This window comes from Stenotrophomonas sp. C9D9, assembly GCF_056491205.1.
In genome coordinates this window covers 247,843-273,208 of record NZ_JBSZIF010000002.1, presented here as the reverse complement: position 1 = coordinate 273,208, position 25,366 = coordinate 247,843, and the positions used below count along the sequence as shown (strand labels likewise).

General features: G+C 67.5%; 25 protein-coding genes and 1 tRNA gene. 10 read left to right on the top strand and 16 right to left on the bottom strand.

Going from position 1 to position 25,366, the window contains the following annotated elements; genetic code table 11:
- Window positions 1–51: 51 nt before the first annotated feature.
- The 4 genes from sdhA to ACXI0D_RS01375 are packed head-to-tail and all read right to left on the bottom strand — an operon-like array spanning window position 52 to window position 2,876.
- A complete protein-coding gene (gene sdhA / locus ACXI0D_RS01390; RefSeq protein ID WP_049445482.1) occupies window positions 52–1,842 on the bottom strand; it encodes a succinate dehydrogenase flavoprotein subunit in 1,791 nt (596 codons plus the stop codon).
- Window positions 1,843–1,873: 31 nt separating this feature from the next.
- Window positions 1,874–2,260, bottom strand: a complete 387-nt coding sequence (sdhD, locus tag ACXI0D_RS01385) for a succinate dehydrogenase, hydrophobic membrane anchor protein (RefSeq protein WP_049400952.1) — start codon at window positions 2,258–2,260, stop codon at window positions 1,874–1,876.
- Window positions 2,257–2,649, bottom strand: coding sequence for a succinate dehydrogenase, cytochrome b556 subunit (gene sdhC, locus ACXI0D_RS01380; protein WP_024958620.1), 393 nt, complete (start codon window positions 2,647–2,649; stop codon window positions 2,257–2,259). The genes sdhD and sdhC overlap by 4 nt, the downstream gene beginning before the upstream one ends.
- Window positions 2,650–2,705: 56 nt before the next feature.
- On the bottom strand, window positions 2,706–2,876 hold the full coding sequence (locus tag ACXI0D_RS01375; protein WP_005409075.1) for a DUF1674 domain-containing protein: 171 nt from the start codon (window positions 2,874–2,876) through the stop codon (window positions 2,706–2,708).
- Window positions 2,877–2,915: 39 nt separating this feature from the next.
- On the opposite strand from ACXI0D_RS01375, the gene ygfZ reads away from it, so the two are divergent.
- Window positions 2,916–3,791 (top strand): CAF17-like 4Fe-4S cluster assembly/insertion protein YgfZ, encoded by an 876-nt coding sequence (ygfZ, locus tag ACXI0D_RS01370; protein ID WP_119007674.1) that lies wholly within the window; start codon window positions 2,916–2,918, stop codon window positions 3,789–3,791.
- Between the two features lie 205 nt (window positions 3,792–3,996).
- Here the strand turns inward: ygfZ and ACXI0D_RS01365 are convergent, their stop codons facing one another.
- A complete protein-coding gene (locus ACXI0D_RS01365) occupies window positions 3,997–5,079 on the bottom strand; it encodes an ABC transporter ATP-binding protein (RefSeq protein WP_119007673.1) in 1,083 nt (360 codons plus the stop codon).
- A 352-nt stretch (window positions 5,080–5,431) separates the two neighbouring features.
- Between ACXI0D_RS01365 and zwf the strand changes: the two genes are divergently transcribed.
- The 5 genes from zwf (at window position 5,432) to eda (ending at window position 11,467) form a co-directional block, all read left to right on the top strand.
- Window positions 5,432–6,868 (top strand): glucose-6-phosphate dehydrogenase, encoded by a 1,437-nt coding sequence (gene zwf / locus ACXI0D_RS01360; protein ID WP_049445486.1) that lies wholly within the window; start codon window positions 5,432–5,434, stop codon window positions 6,866–6,868.
- Window positions 6,865–7,872: a glucokinase gene (glk, locus tag ACXI0D_RS01355; RefSeq protein ID WP_119007672.1), complete on the top strand. Its 1,008-nt coding sequence runs from the start codon at window positions 6,865–6,867 to the stop codon at window positions 7,870–7,872. Before zwf ends, glk begins: the two co-directional genes overlap by 4 nt.
- A complete protein-coding gene (gene pgl, locus ACXI0D_RS01350; RefSeq protein WP_049445490.1) occupies window positions 7,869–8,594 on the top strand; it encodes a 6-phosphogluconolactonase in 726 nt (241 codons plus the stop codon). Before glk ends, pgl begins: the two co-directional genes overlap by 4 nt.
- Window positions 8,595–8,652: 58 nt before the next feature.
- The gene (gene edd / locus ACXI0D_RS01345) at window positions 8,653–10,569 is read left to right on the top strand and encodes a phosphogluconate dehydratase (RefSeq protein WP_049445492.1); all 1,917 of its coding nucleotides are present in this window, start codon (window positions 8,653–8,655) and stop codon (window positions 10,567–10,569) included.
- 238 nt (window positions 10,570–10,807) lie between these two features.
- On the top strand, window positions 10,808–11,467 hold the full coding sequence (gene eda / locus ACXI0D_RS01340; RefSeq protein WP_119007671.1) for a bifunctional 4-hydroxy-2-oxoglutarate aldolase/2-dehydro-3-deoxy-phosphogluconate aldolase: 660 nt from the start codon (window positions 10,808–10,810) through the stop codon (window positions 11,465–11,467).
- Window positions 11,468–11,776: 309 nt separating this feature from the next.
- Here the strand turns inward: eda and ACXI0D_RS01335 are convergent, their stop codons facing one another.
- The 3 genes from ACXI0D_RS01335 to ispG all read right to left on the bottom strand — a co-directional run bounded on the left by ACXI0D_RS01335 (window position 11,777) and on the right by ispG (window position 14,621).
- Window positions 11,777–12,424 carry a response regulator gene (locus tag ACXI0D_RS01335; RefSeq protein ID WP_005416124.1) on the bottom strand — a complete coding sequence of 216 codons (648 nt, stop codon included), beginning with the start codon at window positions 12,422–12,424 and terminating at the stop codon, window positions 11,777–11,779.
- 201 nt (window positions 12,425–12,625) lie between these two features.
- Window positions 12,626–13,375: a phosphatase PAP2 family protein gene (locus ACXI0D_RS01330; RefSeq protein ID WP_119007670.1), complete on the bottom strand. Its 750-nt coding sequence runs from the start codon at window positions 13,373–13,375 to the stop codon at window positions 12,626–12,628.
- Window positions 13,356–14,621: a flavodoxin-dependent (E)-4-hydroxy-3-methylbut-2-enyl-diphosphate synthase gene (gene ispG, locus ACXI0D_RS01325; protein ID WP_087922229.1), complete on the bottom strand. Its 1,266-nt coding sequence runs from the start codon at window positions 14,619–14,621 to the stop codon at window positions 13,356–13,358. Before ispG ends, ACXI0D_RS01330 begins: the two co-directional genes overlap by 20 nt.
- Before the next feature lie 114 nt (window positions 14,622–14,735).
- Between ispG and ACXI0D_RS01320 the strand changes: the two genes are divergently transcribed.
- Both ACXI0D_RS01320 and ACXI0D_RS01315 read left to right on the top strand, forming a co-directional pair.
- Window positions 14,736–15,962: an ATP-binding protein gene (locus tag ACXI0D_RS01320; RefSeq protein ID WP_119007669.1), complete on the top strand. Its 1,227-nt coding sequence runs from the start codon at window positions 14,736–14,738 to the stop codon at window positions 15,960–15,962.
- On the top strand, window positions 15,959–16,528 hold the full coding sequence (locus tag ACXI0D_RS01315; protein WP_049447255.1) for a response regulator transcription factor: 570 nt from the start codon (window positions 15,959–15,961) through the stop codon (window positions 16,526–16,528). The genes ACXI0D_RS01320 and ACXI0D_RS01315 overlap by 4 nt, the downstream gene beginning before the upstream one ends.
- A gap of 35 nt (window positions 16,529–16,563) precedes the next feature.
- Here ACXI0D_RS01315 and pgi read toward each other — a convergent pair whose 3' ends face one another.
- The 7 genes from pgi to pcnB form a co-directional block, all read right to left on the bottom strand.
- Complete coding sequence (gene pgi, locus ACXI0D_RS01310) at window positions 16,564–18,078, bottom strand: glucose-6-phosphate isomerase (protein WP_119007668.1); 1,515 nt, start codon at window positions 18,076–18,078, stop codon at window positions 16,564–16,566.
- Window positions 18,075–18,455 carry an aspartate 1-decarboxylase gene (gene panD, locus ACXI0D_RS01305; protein WP_006432456.1) on the bottom strand — a complete coding sequence of 127 codons (381 nt, stop codon included), beginning with the start codon at window positions 18,453–18,455 and terminating at the stop codon, window positions 18,075–18,077. The genes pgi and panD overlap by 4 nt, the downstream gene beginning before the upstream one ends.
- A gap of 87 nt (window positions 18,456–18,542) precedes the next feature.
- Window positions 18,543–19,040, bottom strand: coding sequence for a hypothetical protein (locus ACXI0D_RS01300; protein ID WP_049447199.1), 498 nt, complete (start codon window positions 19,038–19,040; stop codon window positions 18,543–18,545).
- A gap of 65 nt (window positions 19,041–19,105) precedes the next feature.
- Window positions 19,106–19,945 (bottom strand): pantoate--beta-alanine ligase, encoded by an 840-nt coding sequence (gene panC / locus ACXI0D_RS01295; RefSeq protein WP_479642154.1) that lies wholly within the window; start codon window positions 19,943–19,945, stop codon window positions 19,106–19,108.
- The gene (panB, locus tag ACXI0D_RS01290) at window positions 19,942–20,757 is read right to left on the bottom strand and encodes a 3-methyl-2-oxobutanoate hydroxymethyltransferase (protein ID WP_004153072.1); all 816 of its coding nucleotides are present in this window, start codon (window positions 20,755–20,757) and stop codon (window positions 19,942–19,944) included. Before panB ends, panC begins: the two co-directional genes overlap by 4 nt.
- Before the next feature lie 34 nt (window positions 20,758–20,791).
- Window positions 20,792–21,277 (bottom strand): 2-amino-4-hydroxy-6-hydroxymethyldihydropteridine diphosphokinase, encoded by a 486-nt coding sequence (folK, locus tag ACXI0D_RS01285; protein ID WP_014036788.1) that lies wholly within the window; start codon window positions 21,275–21,277, stop codon window positions 20,792–20,794.
- A gap of 3 nt (window positions 21,278–21,280) precedes the next feature.
- The gene (gene pcnB, locus ACXI0D_RS01280) at window positions 21,281–22,660 is read right to left on the bottom strand and encodes a polynucleotide adenylyltransferase PcnB (protein ID WP_432591503.1); all 1,380 of its coding nucleotides are present in this window, start codon (window positions 22,658–22,660) and stop codon (window positions 21,281–21,283) included.
- Between the two features lie 52 nt (window positions 22,661–22,712).
- On the opposite strand from pcnB, the gene ACXI0D_RS01275 reads away from it, so the two are divergent.
- Window positions 22,713–22,787 (top strand) — tRNA-Glu (locus tag ACXI0D_RS01275).
- Window positions 22,788–23,313: 526 nt separating this feature from the next.
- Here the strand turns inward: ACXI0D_RS01275 and ACXI0D_RS01270 are convergent.
- A complete protein-coding gene (locus ACXI0D_RS01270; protein WP_479642153.1) occupies window positions 23,314–24,738 on the bottom strand; it encodes a sugar porter family MFS transporter in 1,425 nt (474 codons plus the stop codon).
- A 190-nt stretch (window positions 24,739–24,928) separates the two neighbouring features.
- On the opposite strand from ACXI0D_RS01270, the gene fdxA reads away from it, so the two are divergent.
- Window positions 24,929–25,252: a ferredoxin FdxA gene (fdxA, locus tag ACXI0D_RS01265; RefSeq protein ID WP_005409054.1), complete on the top strand. Its 324-nt coding sequence runs from the start codon at window positions 24,929–24,931 to the stop codon at window positions 25,250–25,252.
- Window positions 25,253–25,366 lie beyond the last annotated feature (114 nt).

The following is a 25,366-nucleotide window of genomic DNA, read 5'->3' as shown; positions in this document are numbered from 1 at the left end:
CTCAGGCGGCCCGCGCCCGTGGGCGCGGATTGCATGGTAGGCGGGGTCGGATCAGTACACGCGCGGCTTCGGCGGCACCACGGACACGTCGTCGGTCAACGTGTACATGTGCACCGGACGGTAGTCGAAGCTGCACTTGCCCTTCTCGTCGACGCTGACCAGGGTGTGCTTCTGCCAGTTGACGTCGTCGCGGTCCGGATAGTCCTCGTGCGCATGCGCGCCGCGGCTCTCCTTGCGCTGTTCGGCCGAGTTGATCGTCGCCACCGCGTTGAGCAGCAGGTTGTTCAGCTCGTAGGTCTCGATCAGGTCCGAGTTCCAGACCAGCGAACGGTCGGAGACCTTCACGTCCTGGAACGAGTCGAAGATCTTGTCCATCTTCTCGCAGCCTTCCTTCAGCGTCTGGCTGGTGCGGAAGACCGCCGCGTCGGCCTGCATGGTGCGCTGCATGCGATCGCGGATGACCGAGGTCGGGGTATCGCCGTTGGCGTGGCGCAGCTTGTCCAGCAGGCCCAGCGCCTTGTCGCAGGCATCGGCCGGCAGCGGCTTGTGCGAAGCGCCCGGCTTGATGGTCTCGGCGCAGCGGTTGGCCACCGCACGGCCGAACACCACCAGGTCCAGCAGCGAGTTCGAGCCCAGGCGGTTGGCGCCGTGCACGGACACGCAGGCCGCTTCACCGATGGCGTACAGGCCCGGCACCACCGCATCCGGGTTGTCGCCGACCTTGCGCACGACTTCGCCGTGGTAGTTGGTCGGGATGCCACCCATGTTGTAGTGCACGGTCGGGATGACCGGGATCGGCTGCTTGTGCACGTCGACCCCGGCGAAGATGCGGGCGCTCTCGGCGATGCCCGGCAGCTTCTCGTCGATCACGCCCGGGCCCAGGTGGGTCAGGTCGAGCAGGATGTGGTCCTTGTGCTCGCCGACGCCGCGGCCTTCTCGGATCTCGATGGTCATCGAACGGCTGACCACGTCGCGCGAGGCCAGGTCCTTGTAGTGCGGTGCGTAGCGCTCCATGAAGCGCTCGCCGCTGCTGTTGCGCAGGATGCCGCCTTCACCGCGGACACCCTCGGTGATCAGGCAGCCGGCGCCGTAGATGCCGGTCGGGTGGAACTGCACGAACTCCATGTCCTGCATGGCGATGCCGGCACGCATGGCCAGGCCGCCACCGTCGCCGGTGCAGGTGTGCGCCGAGGTGGCGCTGAAGTAGGCACGGCCGTAACCGCCGGTGGCCAGCACCACGCCCTGGGCGCGGAACAGGTGCAGGGTGCCGTCGGACATGTCCAGCGCCAGCACACCGCGGCAGGCGCCTTCGTCATCGAAGATCAGGTCGAGTGCGAAGTACTCGATCATGAAGCGCGCATCGTGCTTCAGCGACTGCTGGTACAGGGTGTGCAGCATCGCGTGGCCGGTACGGTCGGCCGCCGCGCAGGTACGCTGCGCCGCCGGGCCTTCGCCGTACTTGGTGGTCATGCCACCGAACGGACGCTGGTAGATCTTGCCTTCGGCGGTGCGCGAGAACGGCACGCCGTAGTGTTCGAGCTCGATGATGGCCGGGATGGCCTCACGGCACATGTATTCGATGGCGTCCTGGTCGCCCAGCCAGTCCGAACCCTTGATGGTGTCGAAGAAGTGGTAGCGCCAGTCGTCCTCGCCCATGTTGGCGAGTGCGGCCGAGATACCGCCCTGGGCGGCAACGGTGTGCGAACGGGTCGGGAAGACCTTGGTCAGGCACACGGTCTGCAGGCCCTTGGCGGCCAGGCCGAACGTGGCGCGCAGGCCGGCGCCGCCGGCGCCGACCACGACCATGTCGTACTTGTGTTCGGTGATCTTGTAAGCGGACATCTAATCTGGATTCCTGTGTTGGTGCCTGGGCTCAGGCAACGCCGAGGGCGATGCGGCCCACCGCAAACACACTGACGATCATGCCGAGCACGGCGACGAACTTCACCGCGGTCTGCAGCACCAGGGCCAGCAGCGATTCGTGGATGTAGTCTTCCAGCACGACCTGCATGCCGAGCTGCGCGTGCCAGAACATGGCGATCAGCAGGCCGATCAGCGGCACGGCGTTCCACGGCTTGGCCACGGCGGCGGCGGCGGTCGCGTAGTCCGAGCCCAGCAGGCCCAGCACGAAGACCAGGAACCAGATGCCCAGTGCCACCAGGGCGGCGGCGGTCAAGCGCTGGTGCACGAAGTGCTCGGTGCCGGTCTTGGCCGAGCCAAGGCCGCGCACGTTCTTCAACGGGGTACGGAACTTGCTCACGCGGCACCTCCGAACATCACATAGGCCCACACCAGCAGGGTGATCACCAGGCTGCCGATGACCGACAGCCAGCTGCTGCGGATGAAGGCGGGGATGCTGAAGCCGATGGCGAAGTCCTGCACCACATGGCGGATGCCATTGCACAGGTGATAGGCGAACGACCATGTCCACGCGAACAGGAACACGCGGCCATACCAGGCCCCGGCATGGCCGGTGAAGCAGTTCCAGGATTCGGGCCCCATCATCAGGGCCAGCAGGCCGGCGGCGATGATGAGGGCACCAACAGACAGAAAGACGCCAGTGGCTCGATGCAGGATCGAGGTGGCCATCTGAATCTGCCAGCGATACACCTGAAGGTGCGGGGAAAGTGGGCGTTGTCTGGTCGCCATTCGCTGGGCTCGTTGTCTCGGCTGGGCGGCACGCGGCCGCGTTGGCTCAATGCTGATCAGAAATCGATGCAGCGTCCGTTTTTCTCCCAATCGCCATACCGCACCGGATCAAGTCCGCCGCGGCCGCCGAATTCTTCTGCTTTTTCCTGTTCCACGGGCACGGGTGCCGCGGGGACCAGCGGGGCTTCAGATTCGTCGTCGGGAGTGGGGGTTGTTTGGCCTATCATGTTCGGTCTCGCAACGCACAAATTTTAGACCTCGTTCACGTGCCTGACAACCTGCCCCCTGCTTTCGTCGGATATCCGCGCCTGCCCGGCCACCAGCTGCTGAGCCTGCAAGGCCCGGATGCGGCTGTCTTTGCCCACGCCCAGTTCAGCAGCGATGTCACCGCCCTGCCCCTGCAGCACTGGCAGTGGAGTGCCTGGCTGAGCGCCAAGGGCCGCACCCTGGCGGTGTTCCAGCTGCTTCGGCTGGCCGACGACCACGTGATGCTGGTACTGGCCGACGGCGATGCCGATGCGATTGCGTCGCAACTGCAGCGCTTCGTGTTCCGCCGCAAGGTGAAGGTGCAGGTGCGCAGCGATCTGGCGGTGGCCGGCGCGTTCACCGCACCCGAGGCCGCCAGCGGCGCCGCCATTGCGCAGACCGCAGGAGACGGCTGGGAGCTGGACCTGGGCAGCGATGCCCTGCCGCGCACCCTGCGTATCGGCAGCGCCGATGCCTTCGCCGCCGGCAGCGAAGCTGATGAGGCCGCCTTCACCCTGGCCTGGCGCCAGGCCGACCTGCGCTACGGCCTGCCGCGGCTGGACGAAAGCCAGCGCGAAGTGTGGACCCCGCAGCAGCTCGGCCTGGACCGCCTGAACGGCTACAGCGTGAAGAAGGGCTGCTATCCGGGCCAGGAAATCGTCGCCCGCACCCACTTCCTCGGCAAGGCCAAGCGTGCGGTGCAACTGCTGCATACCGCAGCACCGGCACGGGCCGGCGATGGCGTACAGCAGGACGGCGCGGCACTGGGCACGATCGCCTGCGTGGCCGGCGACCTGGCGCTGGCGGTGCTGCCGCTGGAGGCCAGCGACGCCGATCTGCAGGTGAGTGATGCCAGCGCGCAGCGCGTGCCGCTGCTGGACGGACTGGCGCGCTGAACCCGGCGGGAAACCGCATCTGGTGGGTGCGGACCTTGGTCCGCACTGCTTCTGCCGGCATCCCATCCACGCCTGGCGTGGATCTACTGAACCCGGTGGGTGCGGACCGTTGGTCCGCACGCCTTCGGCGAATGAATGGTAGTGCCAGCCGCTGGCCGGCAACCACGCATGGTTGAGGTTGCCGGCCAGCGGCCGGCACTACCCGCTACAGCCGCTCGCTGGTTTCCGGATTGAAGAAATGCAGACCCTGCGGGTGGATCGCCACGCGGATCTGCTCGCCCACCGCCGGCAGCGCCTGCGGCGCCACGCGCATGGTCAGCGCATGCTGGCCACTGCTCAGGTTGACGAAGATCTCGTTGCCGACCGGTTCGATGCCTTCGATGCGCGCGGTGAACGCATGCGCATCATCGGCAGCCGCCGGTTGCAGGTGTTCCGGACGCACGCCCACCGCGATCGGCTTCTGCAGCCATGCCGGATCGATCGTGGCCTGGCCCAGCGGTGCGCGCCATTCGCCGTCGACCACGGTCACGCCGCCGGCATCGCCCTGCAGCGTGCCACGCAGCACGTTCATCGCCGGGCTGCCGAGGAAACCGGCCACGAACAGGTTGGCCGGGCGGTCGTACAGCGCCATCGGCGTATCGATCTGCTGGATGATGCCGTCCTTCAGCACCACGATGCGCTGGCCCAGGGTCATCGCTTCGACCTGGTCGTGCGTCACGTAGATCATGGTGGTGCCCAGCTTGCGGTGCAGCTGCGCGATTTCGGTACGCACGCTGTGGCGCAGCTTGGCATCCAGGTTGGACAGCGGCTCGTCGAGCAGGAACACCGCCGGCTCGCGCACCAGTGCGCGACCCAGCGCAACACGCTGGCGCTGGCCACCGGACATCGCCTTGGGCAGCTTGTCCATCATCTCGGTCAGGCCCAGCGTCTGCGCCGCCTCGGCGATGCGCTTGTCAATGGTCGCCTTGTCATGACCGCGCAGCTTCAGCCCAAAGGCCAGGTTCTCGGCCACGGTCATGTGCGGGTACAGCGCATAGCTCTGGAACACCATCGCGATGTCGCGGTCCTTCGGCGCAACATCGTTGACCACGCGATCACCGATGGTCAGCGTGCCGCCGCTGATCTCCTCCAGGCCAGCCACCATCCGCAGCAGGGTCGACTTGCCACAGCCGGACGGGCCGACCAGCACCATCAGCTCGCCATCGGCGACCTCGAAGCTGGCGTCCTTCACCGCGACCTGGCCGTTGTCATAGACCTTGCGCACACCCTGCAACTGCACTTTTGCCATATCACCTATCCGGTCCGCCCGAAGCCGGGCTGTCTTTTGGGACTGCCTCGGCCCTCCCGATGGCAGTGATGATTGCGCGCCTGCCGCATGACGGCGAGCACTGCAATCGAATACAGTTGCCCATTCTGCCATGTAAACGTTTTCACGTGGCACTATCCGATGATCGGTGCGCACCGATCTGCGTCGGCGGTTGAACGAAGGTTCCGCCGAGGTAGTGGTTTCGAATGGAACGGTCTTCCGGTACCCCGGAGAACGCCCCTGACGAGCCTCGGACAGGCAGTTGCGCGGATGTCCCCCGAACCCAGCCATGAAGCGATTGACAACGATGTCACCCGGATCTGAAACTCGAGCGATGCACGACACCCTCTTCCTGTTCGGTGCCACAGGTGATCTGGCCCAGCGCTACCTGTTCCCTTCGCTGCTTCGCCTGCTTGGCGACGGCCTGCTGCCGGAGGACTTCCGCATCCGCGCACTGGCCCTGTCCGGGCATGACACCGAAGCCTTCCATGACATCCTGCGGCCGCGCCTGCAGCAGGCCATGCCGATGGCCACGCAGGACGACATCAGCGCCCTGCTGCGCCGCATCGACTACCGTTCGGTGGACCTGCGCGACGTCGACTCGGTTGCCGCCGCGGTCGCCGACCTGGTGCACCGCAAGTGCGTCAGCTACCTGGCCATCCCGCCGGGCCTGTACATCTCCACCTGCGAAGGCCTGGCCAAGGGCGGCGCCCTCGCCGCGCCGGCACGCCTGATGCTGGAAAAGCCGATCGGCAGCGACAGCGAGAGCGCCGAGGAAATCATCAGCACCATCGGCCAGTGGATCGACGAGGACCGTGTGTTCCGCCTCGACCATTACCTGGGCAAGGCGGCGGTGCAGAACCTGATCGCACTGCGCTTCGGCAACACGCTGCTGGAAGCGGTGTGGAACCGCAACTACATCGAATCGGTGCACATCCTGGTGGCCGAGAGCGAAGGCGTGGATGGCCGCGATGCCTATTACGCCCGCTCCGGCGCGCTGCGCGACATGGTGCAGAGCCACATCCTGCAGCTGCTGTGCATGGTGGCGATGGAACCGCCGGCCTCGCTGGAAGCCGACCGCATCCGCGACGAGAAGGTCAAGGTGCTGCGCGCCCTGCGTCCGCTCGATGCCAAGCACGCCGCGCGTGACAGCATCCGTGGCCGCTACACCGCCGGCACCATCAACGGCCAGCCGGCCCAGGCCTACCAGCCGCCGGAAGGCAGCGACGTGGAAACCTTCGCCGGTGTCACCGCGCATATCGACAACTGGCGCTGGAGCGGCGTGCCGTTCCACCTGGTCACCGGCAAGCGCCTGCCCGAGCGCACCACCCGCGTGGTGGTCACGCTGAAGCCGGTCACCCACTGGCTGTTCGAGCGCCCGCAGCGCGCGCAGGCCGCACCGAACCGCCTGGTGTTCCAGCTGCAGCCGCAGGAAAACATCGAACTGGGCCTGATGAGCAGCCTGGCCGGCCCGGAATGGGGCGCGCTGGAACTGCATCCGCTGGAACTGGAACTGTCGGTGCCAACCGGCCTGCACCGCCGCATCGCCTACGAGCGCCTGTTCCTGGATGCGTTCAACGGCAACCACACGCTGTTCGTGCGCGATGACGAAGTGCGTGCTGCCTGGGCCTGGATCGACAGCGTGGCCGATGCCTGGAAGGACGCCAAGCTGCCGCTGGAACCCTACCCCGCCGGCCAATGGGGCCCGGCCAACGCAGGCGAGTTCCTGCCGCAGGGCGTGGACGCGCCGGACAGCGGAGCGTCGGCATGAGTGCCAGCTCGCAGCCGGTGCTGGTCGCCGACATCGGTGGCACCAACGCCCGCTTCGCCCTGGCCGACACGTCGCTGGACGCACCGCTGCTGAAGGACAGCATCCGCGAGTACGCGGTGGCGGAGTTCCCGTCGCTGGGTGATGCCGCGCGCCACCATCTGGAACAGATCGGCGCCACGGCAAGCCGCGGCGTGTTCGCGGTGGCCGGTCGCGTGGATGGAGACGAAGCACGCATCACCAACCATCCGTGGGTGATCTCGCGCAGCCGCACCGCCGCCATGCTCGGGTTTGACGAGTTGCACCTGATCAACGACTTCGCCGCACAGGCGATGGCGATTTCACTGCTGCAGCCCGATGACGTGGTCCAGGTCGGCGGCGCCGCCTGGGTGCCGGGCAAGCCGGGCCAGCCACGCAACTATGCGGTGATCGGGCCGGGTACGGGCCTGGGTGTCGGCGGCCTGATCCTGCGCCACGGGCGCTGCTACCCGCTGGAAACCGAAGGCGGCCATGTCAGCTTCCCGCCAGGAACCCCGGAGGAGATCCGCATCCTTGAGATCCTGTCCGAACAGTTCGGCCGCGTCTCCAATGAGCGCCTGATCTGTGGCCCCGGGCTGGTCAACATCCATCGCGCCGTGTGCGAGATGGCCGGCATCGATCCGGGCCAGCTGCAGCCGGTGGACGTGACTGCCCGCGCCCTGCACGGTGATCCGCAGGCGATGCGCACCGTCGATGTGTTCTGCGCCGTGTTCGGCGCCATTGCTGGCGATCTGGTACTGACCCAGGGCGCGTGGGACGGCGTGTTCCTGACCGGCGGACTGACCCCGAAGATGCTCGATTCGCTGCAGCACTCCGGTTTCCGCCAACGCTTCGAGCACAAGGGACGCTTCTCCTCGATCATGGCGCGCGTGCCCTCGTTGGCGGTGATGCATCCCCACGCCGGATTGCTGGGCGCCGCCGCCTATGCCACCGACGCCGAACGTGACGCACCTGGAGTTGCCGCATGAGCCCCACCACCTTCCACGACGACCGCATCGAGTTCATCAACCACGGCGATGCCGATGGCTGGATCGAAGCGGTAGCCGCCGAGATGGCGCAGACCCTCAACCACGACATCAACGAAGTGGGCCGTGCCCGCATCCTGCTGTCCGGTGGCACCACGCCGGCACCGGTCTACCAGGCCCTGGCCGAACTGGACGTGCACTGGGACCGGGTGGAAGTGAGCCTGGCCGACGAGCGCTGGCTGTCGCCGCAGGATCGCGACAGCAATGCCTGGCTGGTGCGCGAACACCTGCTGAAGCGCGCCGAGGGCGCCCATTTCGATCCGCTGGTGCGGATCGGCAAGCCCCTGCCCGAATGCGTGTACACCGCCAACCTGCAGGCGCAGCACAGCCAGCCGCCGAGCCTGGTGGCACTGGGCATGGGCAACGACGGCCACACCGCCTCGCTGTTCCCGGGCTCGAAGGACCTGGCCCGCGCACTGGAAAGCACCCTGCCCTACGCGGCGCTGGATGCCACCGGCTGCCCCGGCGCGAACCAGTGGCCGCTGCGCATCACCCTGACCCCGCATGGCCTGCGCCAGTGCCGCCAGCGCCTGCTGCTGCTGCGCGGCAAGCAGAAGCTGCAGGTGCTGCGCCAGGCGCTGGACAGCAACGACGCCCAGCAGTATCCGATCCTCAATGCGATCAACCTGGAAGGCGCGCGCCTGCGCGTCCACTGGGCTGATTGATGTCGGCGGCGGCGCCGTGCCGCCGCTTGCCTCTCGCCACCTCGAACGCCGGTAGCCAATGAGCCTCCATCCGCAACTGCAAGCCATCACTGAGCGCGTCATCCGCCGCAGCGCCGCTTCGCGCGCCGCTTACCTGGCCGCGATCGACGCCTCCCTGCGTGAGGGCCCGTTCCGCAGCCGCCTGAGCTGCGGCAACCTTGCCCACGGGTTCGCCGCCTGTGGCGGTACCGACAAGAGCCGCCTGCGCGGCGGCGTGACGCCGAACCTCGGCATCATCACCGCCTATAACGACATGTTGTCTGCGCACCAGCCGTTCGAGACCTATCCCGAGCAGATCCGCGAGATCGCCCGCGAGCTGGGCGCCACCGCACAGGTGGCCGGCGGCGTGCCGGCGATGTGCGACGGCGTCACCCAGGGCCGCGGCGGCATGGAACTGTCGCTGTTCTCGCGCGATGTGATCGCGCAGGCCACCGCGATCGGGCTCAGCCATGACATGTTCGACACCACCGTCTACCTCGGTGTGTGCGACAAGATCGTGCCGGGCCTGCTGATCGGTGCGCTGGCCTTCGGCCATCTGCCGGCGGTGTTCGTGCCTGCCGGTCCGATGACCCCGGGCATCCCGAACAAGCAGAAAGCCGAAGTGCGCGAGCGCTACGCTGCCGGCGAAGCCACCCGCGAAGAACTGCTGGAAGCGGAGTCCGCGTCGTACCACGGCGCCGGCACCTGCACCTTCTACGGCACTGCCAATTCCAACCAGGTGCTGCTGGAAGCGATGGGCGTGCAGCTGCCGGGCGCGTCGTTCGTCAATCCGGGCACGCCGCTGCGCGACGCCCTCACCCGTGAAGCCACCGAGCGCGCGCTCGACATCACCGCACTGGGCGACGACTTCCGCCCGCTGGGCCGGATCATCGACGAGCGCGCGATCATCAACGCGGTCATCGCGCTGATGGCCACCGGCGGATCGACCAACCACACCATCCACTGGATCGCGGTGGCGCGCGCAGCCGGCATCGTGCTGACCTGGGACGACTTCGACGAACTGTCGCAGCTGATTCCGCTGCTGGCCCGCGTCTACCCGAATGGCGACGCCGACGTGAACCGCTTCGCGGCCGCTGGCGGCCCGGCCTTCGTGTTCGGCGAGCTGATCAAAGCGGGCCTGATGCACGGCGACCTGGTCAGCGTGGCGCGCGGCGGCATGGCCGACTACGCCCGCGAACCGCAGCTGCGCGATGGTCAGCTGGTCTACCTGCCGGGCCTGGAACACAGCGCCGATGACGAAGTGGTGCGCGGCGTCGACAACCCGTTCGAACACCAGGGCGGCCTGCGCCTGCTGCGCGGCAACCTGGGCAAGTCGCTGATCAAGCTGTCGGCGGTGAAGCCGCAGTACCGCACGATCGAGGCACCGGCGGTGGTGGTCGATGCGCCGCAGGTGCTGAACAAGCTGCATGCCGGCGGCCTGTTGCCCGAGCATTTCGTGGCGGTGGTGCGTTACCAGGGCCCGCGTGCGAACGGCATGCCCGAACTGCATTCGCTGGCGCCACTTCTGGGGCTGCTGCAGAACCAGGGCCGGCGCGTGGCACTGGTCACCGACGGCCGCCTGTCCGGCGCCTCGGGCAAGATTCCGGCGGCGATCCATGTGACGCCGGAAGCGGCGCGGGGTGGTCCGCTGGCCAAGGTCCGCGAAGGTGACATGATCCGCCTCGACGGTGAGGCCGGCACGCTGGAAGTGCTGGTGGACGCGGCCGAATGGACCGCACGCTCGCTGGCGCCGAACACCGCGCCTGCCGCGCATGACCTGGGCCGCAACCTGTTCGCGATCAACCGTCGCGTGGTGGGCCCGGCCGACCAGGGTGCGATTTCGATTTCGTGCGGGCCGGCGGCGGCCGATGGCGGGCCGTGGGAGTACGACGCGGAGTACGAGTTGGGGCACGATGCCGCGGCGGCGGCGGCGCCGCATGAGGCGAAGGACGCCTGAGGGGTGAAGGGCGTTGCGGGTGTGCGTTGGCGGTGAGTGTGCTGGTGACGGCGGAGGGCAGGCCGTCGCCAGGACACGCCGTGAATACATCCCTGTAGGCTCGGTCGCGCCATCCATGGCGCGAACGGTCCTGACGACGGCCTGCCCTCCGCCGCATCACTCTCTCCGGCGCATCGACGCCGCGAAGTGATCACTGAAAATCAAATTCAAACGCAGAAGCAAAGGCAGAAGCAGAGCTATGGGTATCGAACAACATCAGGTGAAGGCGGCGGAGCTGTTGCATGCGGCGGGCATCCTGCCGGTGGTGACGATTCATACGCTGGACCAGGCGCGTGCGGTCAGCGCGGCGCTGCTGGAAGGTGGTTTGCCGGCGATCGAGCTGACGCTGCGCACACCGGTGGCGATGGAAGCGCTGGCGATGCTCAAGCGCGAGCTGCCGGACGTGGTGGTGGGTGCGGGCACGGTGCTGACCGTGGAGCAGATGCAGCAGTCCATCGATGCGGGTGCGGATTTCCTGGTGACCCCGGGTACGCCGCCGGCGCTGGCCGATGCGCTGGCCGCCGCCCCGCTGCCGGTGGTGCCAGGCGCGGCCACGCTGACCGAGCTGCTGTCGCTGTATGCGCGCGGCTTCCGCGTGTGCAAGCTGTTCCCGGCCACGGCCGTGGGCGGGCTGGCGATGATCAAGGGCCTGGCCGGCCCGGTCGCCGACCTCAAGCTGTGCCCGACCGGCGGCATCACCGAAAACACCGCCGCCGAGTACCTTGAGCAGAAGAACGTGGTCTGCATCGGCGGTTCGTGGATGGTGCCGGGCAACTGGATCGCCGACGGTGCCTGGGACAAGGTCCGCGCCAGCGCCGCCGACGCCGCGAAGATCATCAAGCGCGTACGCAGCCACTAAACCCGGCGAGCTGTAGAGCCGAGCCCACGCTCGGCTCCGGCATCATCAGGGGTCAGAGCCCTTTCCCACCGGGAAAGGGATCCGACCCCGCGCGACCCGCTCCTGCTCTTCCTTCTTCATTCCGCGGTGGACGCGCACGGAACCTGTCCGTGGCCCTGCGGAGGGATTGCGCAGGGGCGTAAGCGCCATGGATAGCGCGCCCGAGCCTCCAGGGATGGATTCACGGCGTCCCCTGCGCAATCCTTCCGCAGGGCCAACCCCACGAATCCTGCCGCACACCGCGAGGGGCTCAGCCGTTGGCCGAATCCCTCACAGCGGCCGTGCCGGATCCACCAGCCCATACTGGCTGGCCATGCGCGCCAGCGCGATGTTGTCGTGGATCCCCATCTTCTCGAACAGCCGCGCCTTGTGCGTGTTCACCGTCTTCGCGCTCAGGCTCAAGCGCCGCGCGATGTCTTCCTGGCGCAGGCCCTGGGTCAGCAGCAACGCCACTTCCAGCTCGCGCGGCGACAGGCTGTCGAACGGCGAGCCATTGCCTTCCACAGTCGACAAGGCCAGGTTCTGCGCGATGCTGGTGCCCAGATAGCGACGGCCCATGGCCACGTCGCGCACCGCACGGAGCAGCTCCTGCGCATCGCAGCCCTTGCCGATGTAGCCGGCAGCCCCGGCTTCCAGCAAGCGCTTCGGCAGCGGCCCGTCTTCCAGCACCGATACGATCACCACGCGGGTGTTGCGGTGACTGCGGACGATGCGCTCGGTCACTTCCATGCCACTCACGCCGGGCAGGTGCAGGTCGCACAGCACCACGTCCGGCAGCAGCTGACGGACATCGCGCAGCGCGTCTTCACCGGTCTCGGCTTCGCCCACCACCTCGATGTCGGTCTCCCCCGACAGGATCATCTTCATCCCGGTGCGGACCAGCGCGTGGTCATCCACCAGGTAGACTCGAATCGTCATTCACGTACCTCTTCGCATGCGGCCATTGCAGGTCAAGCTAGGCAGGGCGCCGATACCCCTGCAAGCGCGTTCGAGATGCGACCCAGGCATTCTGCCTTGCGCATCACAGTACCGCGCGTTGTGCTTGCCCCCTGTCTTGCAGAACCTGCTGCAACGAAACAACTGATCTATTACGTAGACGCCCCGGAGGGGTCATCCACGTCAATCCCCCTGTGATGATGCTTCGCTGGCCGTCGCTGGCGGCGAATCCTGACGTCGCCAAGGATGCCGGCGACTGAACATGACCAGATAGCACCCTACCACCCAAACCAGCGCGGCACACCACCCGGCCAGGATGTCGGAGGGGTAATGCACCCCCAGATAGACCCGGGAGACGCTGACCAGCAGGCTGAACGAGGGCGCCAGCACGAGCACCGGCCAGCGCCAGCGGGTATTCCAGGCCAGCAGCACCAGGGTCACGGCCAGGGTCATCGAGCCCATCGCGTGGCCACTGGGAAAGCTGAACGTCGATTCCGGCGCGATCGATTCCCACAGGCTGGGGCGCTGGCGCTGGAAGAAATGCTTGCTGCCCATGTTCAGCAGCGCCGAGCCGACGAAGCTGACCGCCACGAACGTGGCCTCGCGCCAACGCCGGTAGCCCAGCAGCACGCCGATGATCAGCACGTCGGCCGGAATCAGGAACCATTCGTAGCCCAGTCTGGAAATGAGCACGAAGAAGCGGTCCAGCAGCGGTGAATGCAGGCCATGCATCTGCCACAGCAGCGGCGCATCGAAATGGAACGATTCAAACTCGTGCACTTCGTCGGCTAGGGCGACGAAACCCGCCAACGGCAGCAGCACGCCACCGAACAGCAGCACCAGGCGCCAGGCATTGCGCGCCATCCAGTGGCGGAAACCGGAGGCGGACTCCGGCGCAGCGAGGATCGCGGGCTTATCCGGCGCTTCGGACATATTTGTGTTCGACGTAGTCGTCGATCAGGGCGACGAATTCCTGGGCGATGTTCTCGCCACGCAGGGTCACCTTCTTCTCGCCATCGACGAACACGGGCGCGGCCGGGGTTTCACCGGTGCCCGGCAACGAAATACCAATGTTGGCGTGCCGCGACTCACCCGGCCCGTTGACGATGCAGCCCATCACCGCCAGGGTCATGTTCTCCGCACCCGGGTGGTGGATCTTCCACAGCGGCATCTTCTCGCGCACATGGTTCTGCACCACCTTGGCCAGTTCCTGGAAGAACTCGGAGGTGGTGCGACCACAGCCCGGGCAGGCCGTGACCAGCGGCGTGAAGGCGCGCTGGCCGGTGGTCTGCAGCAGTTCCTGGGCGACGATCACTTCCTGCGTGCGCGACTGGCCCGGCTCCGGGGTCAGCGAGATGCGGATGGTGTCACCGATGCCTTCCTGCAGCAGCACGCTCAACGCCGCCGACGAGGCGACGATGCCCTTGCTGCCGATACCGGCCTCGGTCAGGCCCAGGTGCAGGGCAAAATCGGAGCGCTGGGCCAGGTCGCGGTACACCGCGATCAGCTCCTGCACGCCACTGACCTTGGCCGACAGCACGATGCGGTCGCGCGGCAGGCCGAGTTCCACCGCCTGCTCGGCCGAATCCAGCGCCGAGCGGATCAGCGCTTCGCGCAGCACGCGACCGGCATCCCAGGGCTGCTCGCGCAGGTTGTTCTCGTCCATCAGCTTCGCCGCCAGGGCCTGGTCCAGCGAGCCCCAGTTGGCGCCGATGCGCACCGGCTTGTTGTAGCGGATCGCGAACTCGATCAGCTGGGCGAACTGCAGGTCCTTCTTCTTGCCGAAGCCGACGTTGCCCGGGTTGATGCGGTACTTGGCCAGCGCTTCGGCACACGCCGGTTCGGCGGTCAGCAGCTGGTGGCCGTTGTAATGGAAGTCGCCGATCAGCGGCACGTCGATGCCCATCATCGCCAGCTTGTCGACGATGCGCGGGATCGCCGCAGCGGCTTCCACGGTATTGACGGTCAACCGCACCATTTCCGAACCGGCCCGCCACAGCTCGGCCACCTGCTTCACGCTGGAGGCCACGTCGGACGTGTCGGTGTTGGTCATCGACTGCACCACCACCGGCTTGCCTCCGCCTACGGTGACCCCGCCGATCTGCACGGCATGGGTCTGGCGGCGGGGCCAGGAGGTGGCATCGGAGGGAGGAGTCGGGCGGGTGACGGCGTCGTGCATGGGCGCATTCTACCGCCCGCCCCCGCATTCCGGGTGACTCGCATTCAGCCGGTGGCACGGCTGCGGCCTATTGTCGCAGGCACGGCCGCCCGTGAACGCATACGATGAGCGTGAATGACCGGTCCCGACGCCCCGTTTCTCCGTACCCTGTGCAGCCTGCGCTGGCTTGCCGTAGGCGGCCAGGCCGCCACCATCCTGGTCGCCACCTGGGTGCTGGGCCTGCCATTGCCGCAGCTGCCGCTGTGGGCAGGCGTGGCGGTGCTGACTCTGTTCAACATCTATACCCAGCTGCGCCCGGAAGCGGCCGACACCGCGCCGCTGACCGCATTCGGCCACATCCTGGTGGACGTGATCATCCTGACCTGGATGGTCGGCTGGAGCGGCGGCATGGCCAACCCGTTCAGTTCACTGTTCCTGATCCTGATCGCACTGGCCGCGTTCGCCCTGCCCCTGCGCTGGGCACTGGCGGTGGCGCTGGCCTGCCTGCTCGGCTACGCCGCCAGCGGCATCTTCGGCCAGCCATTGCCGGACGGTTATTTCCGCGCGCAGGATCTCAATCGCTGGGGCGTGGTCGCCAACTTCCTGATTTCCGCCGCGGTGGTGCTGGCCTTCTCCACCCGGCTGGCGCTGGCCCTGCGGGAGCGCGAACTGGAACTGTCGGCACTGCGCGAGCGCTTCGCCCGCAACGAGGGCATCGTCGCGCTGGCCACCCATGCCGCCTCGGTGGCGCATGAACTGAACACGCCGCTGGCGACGATGACCCTGCTCGCCGACGACGTCGCCGAGCGCAGCGAAGAGCCGGAAGTGCGCGAGGACATGGAAACCCTGCGCGAGCTGCTGGTGCAGTGCCGGGAGCGCGTGCTGGCGCTGGCTGCTCCGGCCTCGGCCGACGCACCGGGCCGCAGCCACTCCAGCGCCCAGCAGGTGCTGGAGCAATGGCGCCTGGTGCGGCCGACCATCGACCTCCACCGCAACGACGATGCGCCGCTGCGGCTGCCGCTCGACCCGGGCGTGGGCCATCTGCTGATGGTCCTGCTCAACAACGCTGCCGATGCCGGCGAGAAGGCCGGCCGGCCACGTGTGGACCTGGACCTGCGCATCGAAGGCGACGACCTGATCGGCGAAGTCCGCGACTACGGCCATGGCTTCGACGCCCGTGCCGCCGTGCTGCCGGGCAAGCTGTTCGGCAGCAGCAAGAGCGAGGGCATGGGCGTCGGCCTGGCCCTGTCCCATGCCACCATCGAACGCCTCGACGGCGAGATGTGGATGCGCCCGGCCCAGGGGGCCGGCAGCCGCGTCGGCTTCCGCCTGCCGCTGGCCCCACGCGAGGACACCCCATGAGCCTTCACCATTCCACCCAGGGCCTGCTGGTCGACGACGACGAGCTGTACCTGCGTACCCTGCAACGCAGCCTGGCCCGCAAGGGGCTTGAAACGCAGACCGCACAGGATGCCGCCAGTGCGCTGGCGCTGGCCCGCCAGCATCCACCGGCGTTCGCGCTGATCGACCTGAAGCTGGGCAGCGATTCCGGCCTGGCACTGATCCAGCCGCTGCGCGCGCTGCGCGCGGACATGCGGATCCTGCTGGTGACCGGCTACGCCAGCATCGCCACCGCGGTGGAGGCGATCAAGCTGGGTGCGGATGATTACCTGCCGAAGCCGGCCACGGTGCCGATGATCCTGCGCGCCCTCGGCGAGGAAGACGACGGCCCGGCCGACGATGGCGAAATGGAAGTGCCCGATGCGATGACGCCGATCAGCCGCCTGCAGTGGGAACACATCCAGCAGGCGATGCACGAGACCGGCGGTAATGTGTCAGCGGCCGCGCGCCTGCTCGGCATGCACCGGCGCTCGCTGCAGCGCAAGCTGGCCAAGCGGCCGAGCCCGGAGCGCGACCCGAGCCGGTGACGTGGTAGTGCCGGCCGCTGGCCGGCACCAGAACCTCAGCCCTTCAACTGCGCCAGGATCTCGCGGGTCATCGGATCGGCAATCGCCACATCCTCGCCCTGCAGCGCCGGCAGCAGGCCACTGGCCAGCTGCTTGCCCAGCTCGACACCGAACTGGTCGAACGCGTTGATGTTCCAGATCACCGACTGCACGTACACGGCGTGTTCGTACATGGCGATCAGCGCACCCAGCGCCTGCGGGGTCAGCGCGTCGAGCAGGATCAGCGTGCTCGGGCGGCCGCCCGGGTAATCACGGTGCGGATCATCGCTGCTCTGGCCATTGGCCAGTGCCTCGGTCTGTGCGAGCAGGTTGGCCAGCAGGGCCTGGTGATTGATCGTGTAGGGATCATCGTTGTGCACGCAGCCGATGAAGTCGGCCGGAACGATGCTGGTGCCCTGGTGCAGCGCCTGGAAGAAGCTGTGCTGCACATCGGTGCCCGCCCCGCCCCACCACACCGGCACGGTGTCGGTGGTGACCGGCGCACCATCACGCTGCACGCGCTTGCCCAGGCTCTCCATCACCAGCTGCTGCAGGTAGGCCGGCAGCAGCGCCAGGCGCTGGTCGTAGGTCATCACCGCATGCGTGGCATGGCCCAGCACGTTGCGGTTCCAGATGTCGGTCAGGCCGTGCAGCACCGGCAGGTTGCGCTCCAGCGGTGCATCCAGCGCGTGCGCATCCATCTGCGCGGCGCCTTCCAGTAGCTGCTCGAAGCGCTCGAAGCCGATCGCCAGCGCGATCGGGAAACCGACCGCCGACCACAGCGAATAACGGCCACCCACCCAGTCCCACATCGGCAGCACGCGATCGGCAGCGATCGCGAACGCCTTGGCGGCACGTTCCGGATTGGCGCTGACGGCATACAGGCGCTCGCTGCCGCCCAGCCAGTCGTGCAGGATCTGGCCGTTGAGCAGCGTTTCCTGGGTGCCGAAGGTCTTGGAGATCAGGATGCCGGCGGTCTTGGCCGGATCCAGCGTGGCCAGCGTGCGCTGCATGGCGGCGCCGTCCACGTTCGACACGAAATGCACGCGCAGGCGCGCACCGGTGACCGGGCGCAGCGCGTCGGCGACCAGGCGTGGGCCAAGGTCGGAACCACCGATGCCGACACTGACCACATCGGTCACGCCACTGTCTTCCAGCGCGCGCACCAGCACGCCCATGCGCTGGCGGATCGCGCGCGCGGTGGCATAGGCCTCGGCCGCCACCGGCGCATCGACCACATCGCCACGCAGCGCGGTATGCAGCGCGGCGCGCCCTTCGGTCAGGTTAACCTGCTCGCCGCGGAACAGGCGCGTGATGGCGCCGCCGACATCACGCTCGGCAGCCAGCGCCAACAGCGCCTGCAACGCCGCGGCATCGTACTTCTGCCGGGCGAAATTGACATACAACGGACCGACCCGCAGCGCCAGGTCCTGTACACGGCCGGGTTCGGCGGCGAGCAGGCTGGGAATGCTTGCGCCCTTCAGGCGCTGGGCGTGGGAATGCAGCGAGTCGAATCCGTTGTTCGTTGTCATGCGGCCTGGGTCGGGATCGTGTCGTTGGTGTGGGTGATCTGGTTGTTGCCATCAACGTACACCAGCTTCGGCTTGAAGCTGTCAGCTTCCTGCTCGGTCATGCTGGCGAACGCGGCGATGATGATGATGTCACCGACCTGCACGTGGCGCGCGGCGCCACCGTTGAGCGAGACAACGCCGCTGCCTGCTTCGGCGCGGATGGCGTAGGTCGAGAAACGCGCACCGTTGGTCACGTCCCAGATGTGCACCTGCTCGAACTCGCGGATGCCGGTGGCAGCCAGCAGGTTGTCATCGATGGCGATCGAGCCTTCGTAGTTCAGCTCGGAATGGGTGACGGTGGCGCGGTGGATCTTGGTCTTGAGCAGGGACAGGTGCATGGGGGCGCTGCAACGGCAAAGGAAAGAGCGGATTCTAGCACCCGCTTGGCCGTCATCAGGGGGCTGCAGCAGGACGCTGAAGGCCGTTCAGGCGCCCTCGCCCGGCAGCGCTGGCGGCATGGGGCCAACGCTACCTGCCAGCGACAGGCGGAACACCGCATGGAACGCCCAGCCGGCCACCGCACCGAAGCCCCCGGCAGCCAGCACTGACAGGCCATAGCTGATCACGTCGAAGGTGTCGATGTAGCGCAGGCGCTGCAGCAGCGGGCCGCTGTCGTCGCCCGGCCAGGCACAGGTGGCCATGGCCAGCGCGCCCAGGCCGAACCCCACAAGGACGAAACCGACCCGGCGCAGGCGCTGCTGAGACTGCAGGATCAGCGCCATCGGCAACAGCACGGCAATGGCATTGCAGACCGCCAGTACGAACATCAGCCCGCCACCGATCAGGGCCGGCACCGGCGTACGCCCGAGGTCCAATGCGAACAGCAGGCCGCCGAACAGCTGCGCCGGCAGCATGCCGGCAGCCAGTACAGCGAAGATCGAGGCCTGGGCAAGGCGGCCGGCGTCAGTGGTGCGGGGTGTCATGTCCAGTCTCCCGTCCGTGGGATGTGAGAGGCGCCCATTGCGGGCGCCCCGGAGCCGCATGCGGCTCAGAACTCCAGGTTGTCGATCAGGCGGGTGGTGCCCAGCCGCGCGGCAATCAGCGCCACGCGGCCACCGCCGTCGAAGGTCGGCTCGGCCAGTTCCGGAGTGCGCAGCACGGCGTAGTCGACCTGGAAACCGGCGGCCTGCAGCGCAGCGGTGGCATCGGCCTCGATGCGCTCGCGCACCTGCCCGGCGACGTAGCCCTCGCGCATCCCCAGCAGGGTGCGGTGGAGGGTGGTCGCGACCGGGCGCTGTTCGGCGCTCAGGTACTGGTTGCGCGAACTCTTGGCCAGGCCATCCTCGTCCCGCACGATCTCCGCACCGACGATCTGGATCGGGAACGACAGCTCGGCCACCATCTGCTTGATCACGGCAAGCTGCTGGTAGTCCTTGCGGCCGAACACGGCCACGTCCGGCTGCACCTGCAGGAACAGGCGCGCCACCACCGTGCACACGCCATCGAAGTGTCCCGGGCGGCTGGCGCCTTCCAGTACTTCACTGACACCCGGCGCGTGCATGCGCGTGGTCCTGTCCACGCCCAGCGGATACATCGCCTCGACGCTGGGCAGCCACACCGCATCGCAGCCGACCTGTTCCAGCCCGGCCACGTCGGCCTCGGGCGTGCGCGGGTAGCGGCTGAAATCCTCGTTGGGGCCGAACTGGGTCGGGTTGACGAAGATGCTCGCCACCACCTTGTCGGCGTACTGGCGGGCCAGGGTCACCAGCGAATGGTGGCCCCCATGCAGGTTGCCCATGGTCGGCACCAGCGCCACGCGCAGCCCCTCGCGCTTCCACTGGGCGATCTGCTCGCGCAGTGCGCCGAGCTCGTTGAAGGTCTGGATCATTGGGCGTAGGCGTGCTGTTCGTCGGGGAAGCTGCCGTCGCGCACCGCGTCGGCATAGGCGCGGGTGGCACCGGCCACCGAGCCACCTTCGGCAAGGAAATCCTTGACGAACTTGGGACGGCGATGGCCACTGTCCAGGCCAAGGAAATCGTGCAGCACCAGCACCTGGCCATCGCACTGCGGGCCCGCACCAATGCCGATGGTCGGCACATCCACCGCAGCGGTCACTTCGGCAGCGACCGGGGTCGGCACGCATTCGAGCACCATGATGCTGGCGCCGGCGGCGGCCACGGCCCTGGCATCTTCCACCAGCTGGCGCGCGGCATCGCCACGGCCCTGGATCTTGAAGCCGCCCAGTCGCAGCACCGACTGCGGGGTCAGGCCCAGATGCGCGCAGACCGGGATCTCGCGCTCCACCAGGTAGCGGATGATGTCGACCTTGAAGCCGGCACCTTCGATCTTGACCATCTCGGCACCGGCCTGCAGCAGTTGCAACGAGGCATCCAGCGCGCGCTCCGGGGTGGCGTCGGCGCCGAACGGCAGGTCGGCCACCAGCAGCGCACGCTGCAGCACGCGGGCCACGGCGCGGGTGTGGTAGACCATGTCCGCCACGGTTACCGGCAGGGTCGAATCATGGCCCTGCACGACCATGCCCAGCGAGTCGCCGATCAGGATCAGGTCAACGCCGTTGGCGTCGAAAGTGCGGGCGAAGCCGGCGTCGTAGGCGGTCAACATGACCAGCTTCTGGCCATTGCGCTTGGCCTCGGCCAGGGCGGGAACGGTCCAGGGCTTGCTGTCTGCGTGGGTGCTCATGTGCTGATAACCGGGGGAGATAACCCGGTCATTATCACCCTATCGGCGCGATCCCGCAGGCATCGACCCGCATCACTGCATCCTGCACGCGTCCATGGCCAGGAATTGTCAGTTCCGGCGCGATTTCGGCCAGCGGCACCAACACGAAGGCACGCTCGTGCAGGTACGGATGCGGCACCTGCAGGCCGGGCTGATCGAGTACCTGCATGCCATACAGCAGCAGGTCCAGGTCCAGCGCGCGCGGCCCCCAGTGCATCGCCGGATCGCGCACGCGGCCAAAACCCTGCTCCAGTGCCAGCATCGCCTGCAGCAGCTCATCGGCCGGCAGCGTCGTTTCGACCGAGGCCACCGCATTGACGAACGGCGGCTGGTCTTCATTGCCCCAGGCCGGCGTTGCATAAAGCCGCGAGGCCTGGCGCAGGCGGGTCCCGGGCAGGCCGTCCAGCGCGGCAATCGCCGCGCCGACGGTGGCGGCCGCGTCACCAAGGTTGGCGCCGAGGCCGATCCAGGCAAGGGTCATCGCTTACTCGCCCGCTGCACCGGCCGTGGCACCGGGACGGCGACGGCGACGACGGCGCTTGCGCGGCGCCCCGCTCTCGTCATCGCCGTCTTCACTGTGCATCGCATCCAGCGACGACTCCAGCTCACGACCGGACTGCGCCTGCGCTTCGCGCCAGAACTCGACATCGGCAGCATGTTCGGACGAAGCCACCTGACGCAGGCTGAGGAAATCGAACGCGGCACGGAAGCGCGGATGGGTCAGGGTACGGAACACGCGCTTGCGCTGGCGCGAGCTGAAGCGCGACTGCAGCAGCCAGATTTCCTGCATCGGCAGCGAGAAGCGGCGCGGCAGCGCGATGGTGCTCAACTGCTGCACGGTGACGCGGTCGGCGGCGCGGCGCTGCGCCTCTTCCGGTGCCACGCCCTGCTTGAGCAGGGTCGCCTGTGCGCGGCAGAAGGCCGGCCACAGCAGCAGCGCGAACAGGAACGCCGGCGACACCGGTTCGTCGTTGGCCACCCGTGCATCGGTATTGGCCAGGCCCTCGACCAGCATGCGGCGCAACGCGCCGGTGCGGTTGGCCTTCAGCGCCTTGGCGCTTTCCGGGAACAGCACGTCGAGCAGGCCGTAACGCTCAAGGCCTTCGAAGCTGGCCACGCCATGCCCGGACAGGAACAGCTTGAGCACTTCCTCGAACAGGCGCGCCGGCGCGGCTTCGTTGAGCAGGCCGGCCAGGTGCGGGATCGGTGCGGCAGTGCCCTCTTCGATCTGGAAGCCGAGCTTGGCCGCCAGGCGCACCGCACGCAGCATGCGCACCGGATCTTCGCGGTAACGCTGCTCGGGGTCGCCGATCAGCTTCATCAGGCGCGCCTGCACGTCCTCGAAGCCGCCGGTGTAGTCGCGCACCGAGAAGTCCTCGATGGCGTAGTACAGGGCGTTGCAGGTGAAGTCGCGGCGGATGGCGTCGTCTTCGATGGTGCCGTACACGTTGTCGCGCACGAGCATGCCGTTTTCCATCTCACGGTCGCCGCTGCCGTCATCGCTGTTGGCACGGAAGGTGGCGACTTCGATGATCTCGCGGCCGAACACCACATGGGCGAGGCGGAACCGGCGGCCGATCAGGCGGCAGTTGCGGAACAGCTGCTTGACCTGTTCGGGCGTGGCGTCGGTGGCCACGTCGAAATCCTTGGGTTGGCCATTGACCAGCAGATCGCGCACCGCGCCGCCGACAAGGTAGGCGCCGAAGCCGGCATCGCGCAGGCGATAAAGCACGCGCAGGGCGTTCGGGCTGATGTCCTTGCGGGAGATCGTGTGCTGGTCGCGCGGGATGACGCGCAGGCTGAACGGTGATGTAGCAGAGGAAATGATGTTGGCGCTTCCGGTTGAAGTTTCGGGATTGCCCAATGGCATCGAGGTGCATATACTAGCGCTCCTGCCTCGGCAGCGACACAGTTACGCTCCCTTCGTCTAGTGGTTAGGACGTGGCCCTCTCAAGGCTAAAACAGGGGTTCGAGTCCCCTAGGGAGCGCCAGTCGCCGCAGCAGGAACCGAAAAAGCCCGCCTCGTGCGGGCTTTTCTGTTTTCCGGGATTGCAGTGACTGCGGTCGGGTTGGTCGCATCGGCGCTTCCCTGCAATCGGCTTGAGCCGGTGGGGTCACCCAGGGCAGGACACGCCGTGAACCCATCCATGGGGGCTCGATGGCGCCTTGCTCGCGTGCGCTGTCCTGCGCACACGGCAAGACCGGGGTTGGGCTCCTGCCCAACCCGTCGGGCGCATGCGCCCACCCCATGGCGCCAACGGTCCCGCCCTGGGTGACCCCACCGGCTCCGGACGGTTTCCCGCGAACCCCGGCAACAACCGACCAGCGCTTCGCCGCGTCCGCACGCACCATGAAACTGTCAGGAGGGGGCAGGCCGCCCTCTCCAGGACCGTTGGCGCCATGGATGGCGCCATCGAGCACCATGGATGGGCTTTTGCGTGTCCTGGAGAGGGCGGCCTGCCCCCTCAAACTCGGGACAACCAGGCGCCAACGGAATGCAACCGAAGCCAGGCGACGTCAGCCTTCCATCTGCTCCAGCTCCTTGCCCTTGGTCTCGCGCACGCAGCGGACCACGAAGAAGATCGAGAGGATCGCGGCGACCGCGTAGATGCCATAGGCGCCAGCCAGGCCGATGCCGGCCAGCAGCATCGGGAAGGTCACGGTGATCGCGAAGTTCGAGGTCCACTGCGCGGCACCTGCCACGGCCAGCGCCGGGCCGCGGATCTGGTTGGGGAACATCTCGCCCAGCATCACCCACATCACCGGGCCCCAGGACATGTTGAAGAACACCACGTAGACGTTGGCCGCAACCAGCGCCAGCCGCCCCATGCCATCGGACAGCTGCAGGCGGCCATCAACCAGGCTGCCGCTGGCAAACGCCACCACCATCAGCACCAGCGCCACCGACATGCCGACCGAGCCGACCCACAGCAGCGGCTTGCGACCGATGCGGTCGATCAGCAGTACCGTCAGCAGGCAAGCGCCGATGCTCAGTGCGCCGGACAACACATTGATCAGCAGCGCATCGCTTTCGGAGAAGCCCACCGCCTGCCACAGCACCGCGCCGTAGTAGAACACCACATTGATGCCGACCAGCTGCTGGAACATGGCCAGGCCGATGCCCACCCAGAGGATCGGGCGCAGCTTGCCGGTGACCTTGTCGCGCAGATCACTGAAGCGCGGCTTGTGCTGGTCCTGGGCCAGGCTGGCCTCGATCTCGGCCTGCTTGGCCGTGGCAGCGACCTCGCCATACAGCCGCGACAGCACCGCCCTCGCCTGCGCCTGACGGCCCTTGAGCACCAGGAAACGCGGGCTTTCCGGGATCACCAGCAACAGCAGCAGGAACAACCCCGACGGCAGCGCCTGCATCCAGAACATCCAGCGCCAGGCCTCATGGCCCAGCCACAAGGGCTCGGTCGAGGCGCCGGCGGCGCGGGCCAGCAGGTAATTGCTGAGGAAGGCCGCGAACAGGCCGCAGATGATCGCCATCTGCTGCACCGTGGCCAGTCGGCCGCGATAGCGCGCCGAGGCGACTTCGGCGATGTAGGCCGGCGACATCACGCTGGCCGCCCCCACCGCGAAGCCGCCCAGCACGCGGGCCGCGATGAACAGCCAGGAAGCATGGGCGGCACCGGCGCCCAGCGCCGAGACCAGGAACATCAGCGCGGACACGATCAGGACACCACGGCGCCCCAGGCGGTCGCCCAGCCAGCCGGCCAGGAATGCACCGATCGCGCAGCCCAGCAGCATCGAGGCGACCTCGAAACCCAGCGCCGCCTCGCTGGAGTTGAAGGCCTGGCGCAGGCCATCGACCGTGCCGTTGATGACACCACTGTCGAAGCCGAACAGGAATCCACCGAGCGTGGCCACGCAACTGATCAGGACGATGAACGCCGTGTTTTCACCACCGTGGGAGGCGGTGCCGGACTGGGCTTGGGACATGGATGATCCTGCTGGGAAGGGAGCCCGGCCACCAGGACCGGTTGCCGCGCAGCGTCGCACAGGCCCTGCCGTGCCGCCAATGACCGCCACGGCCGCGCCTGCCAGACGCCCGTTTTCCGTCCCGCGCCGACACCGGGGGCCAACCTGTTCTAGAATTGGCGGGTTCAGGAATCGATCCACCCCCAAGCCCATGCCCTTTGTCGTCACCGAAAACTGCATCAAGTGCAAACACACCGATTGCGTGGAAGTGTGCCCCGTGGATTGCTTCCACGAAGGCCCGAACTTCCTGGTGATCGACCCGGATGAGTGCATCGACTGCACCCTCTGCGAGCCGGAGTGCCCGGTCAATGCAATCTTCCCGGAGGACGATGTTCCTGCGGGCCAGGAGGGCTTCGTTGCCCTCAACGCCGAGCTGGCGAAGGAGTGGCCGGTGCTGACCGTGCGCAAGGACCCACCCGCCGACGCCGGCGAATGGGACGGCAAGCCGGACAAGCTGAAGCTGCTGGAGCGCTGAGAAGCGCCCGCTGCGGCAACGAAAAAGGGCGCCCATGGCGCCCTTTTTCGTTGCTCGGCAGATACCAACCGCGCGATCCGGTAGGTGCCAACCGCGCGATCCGGTAGGTGCCAA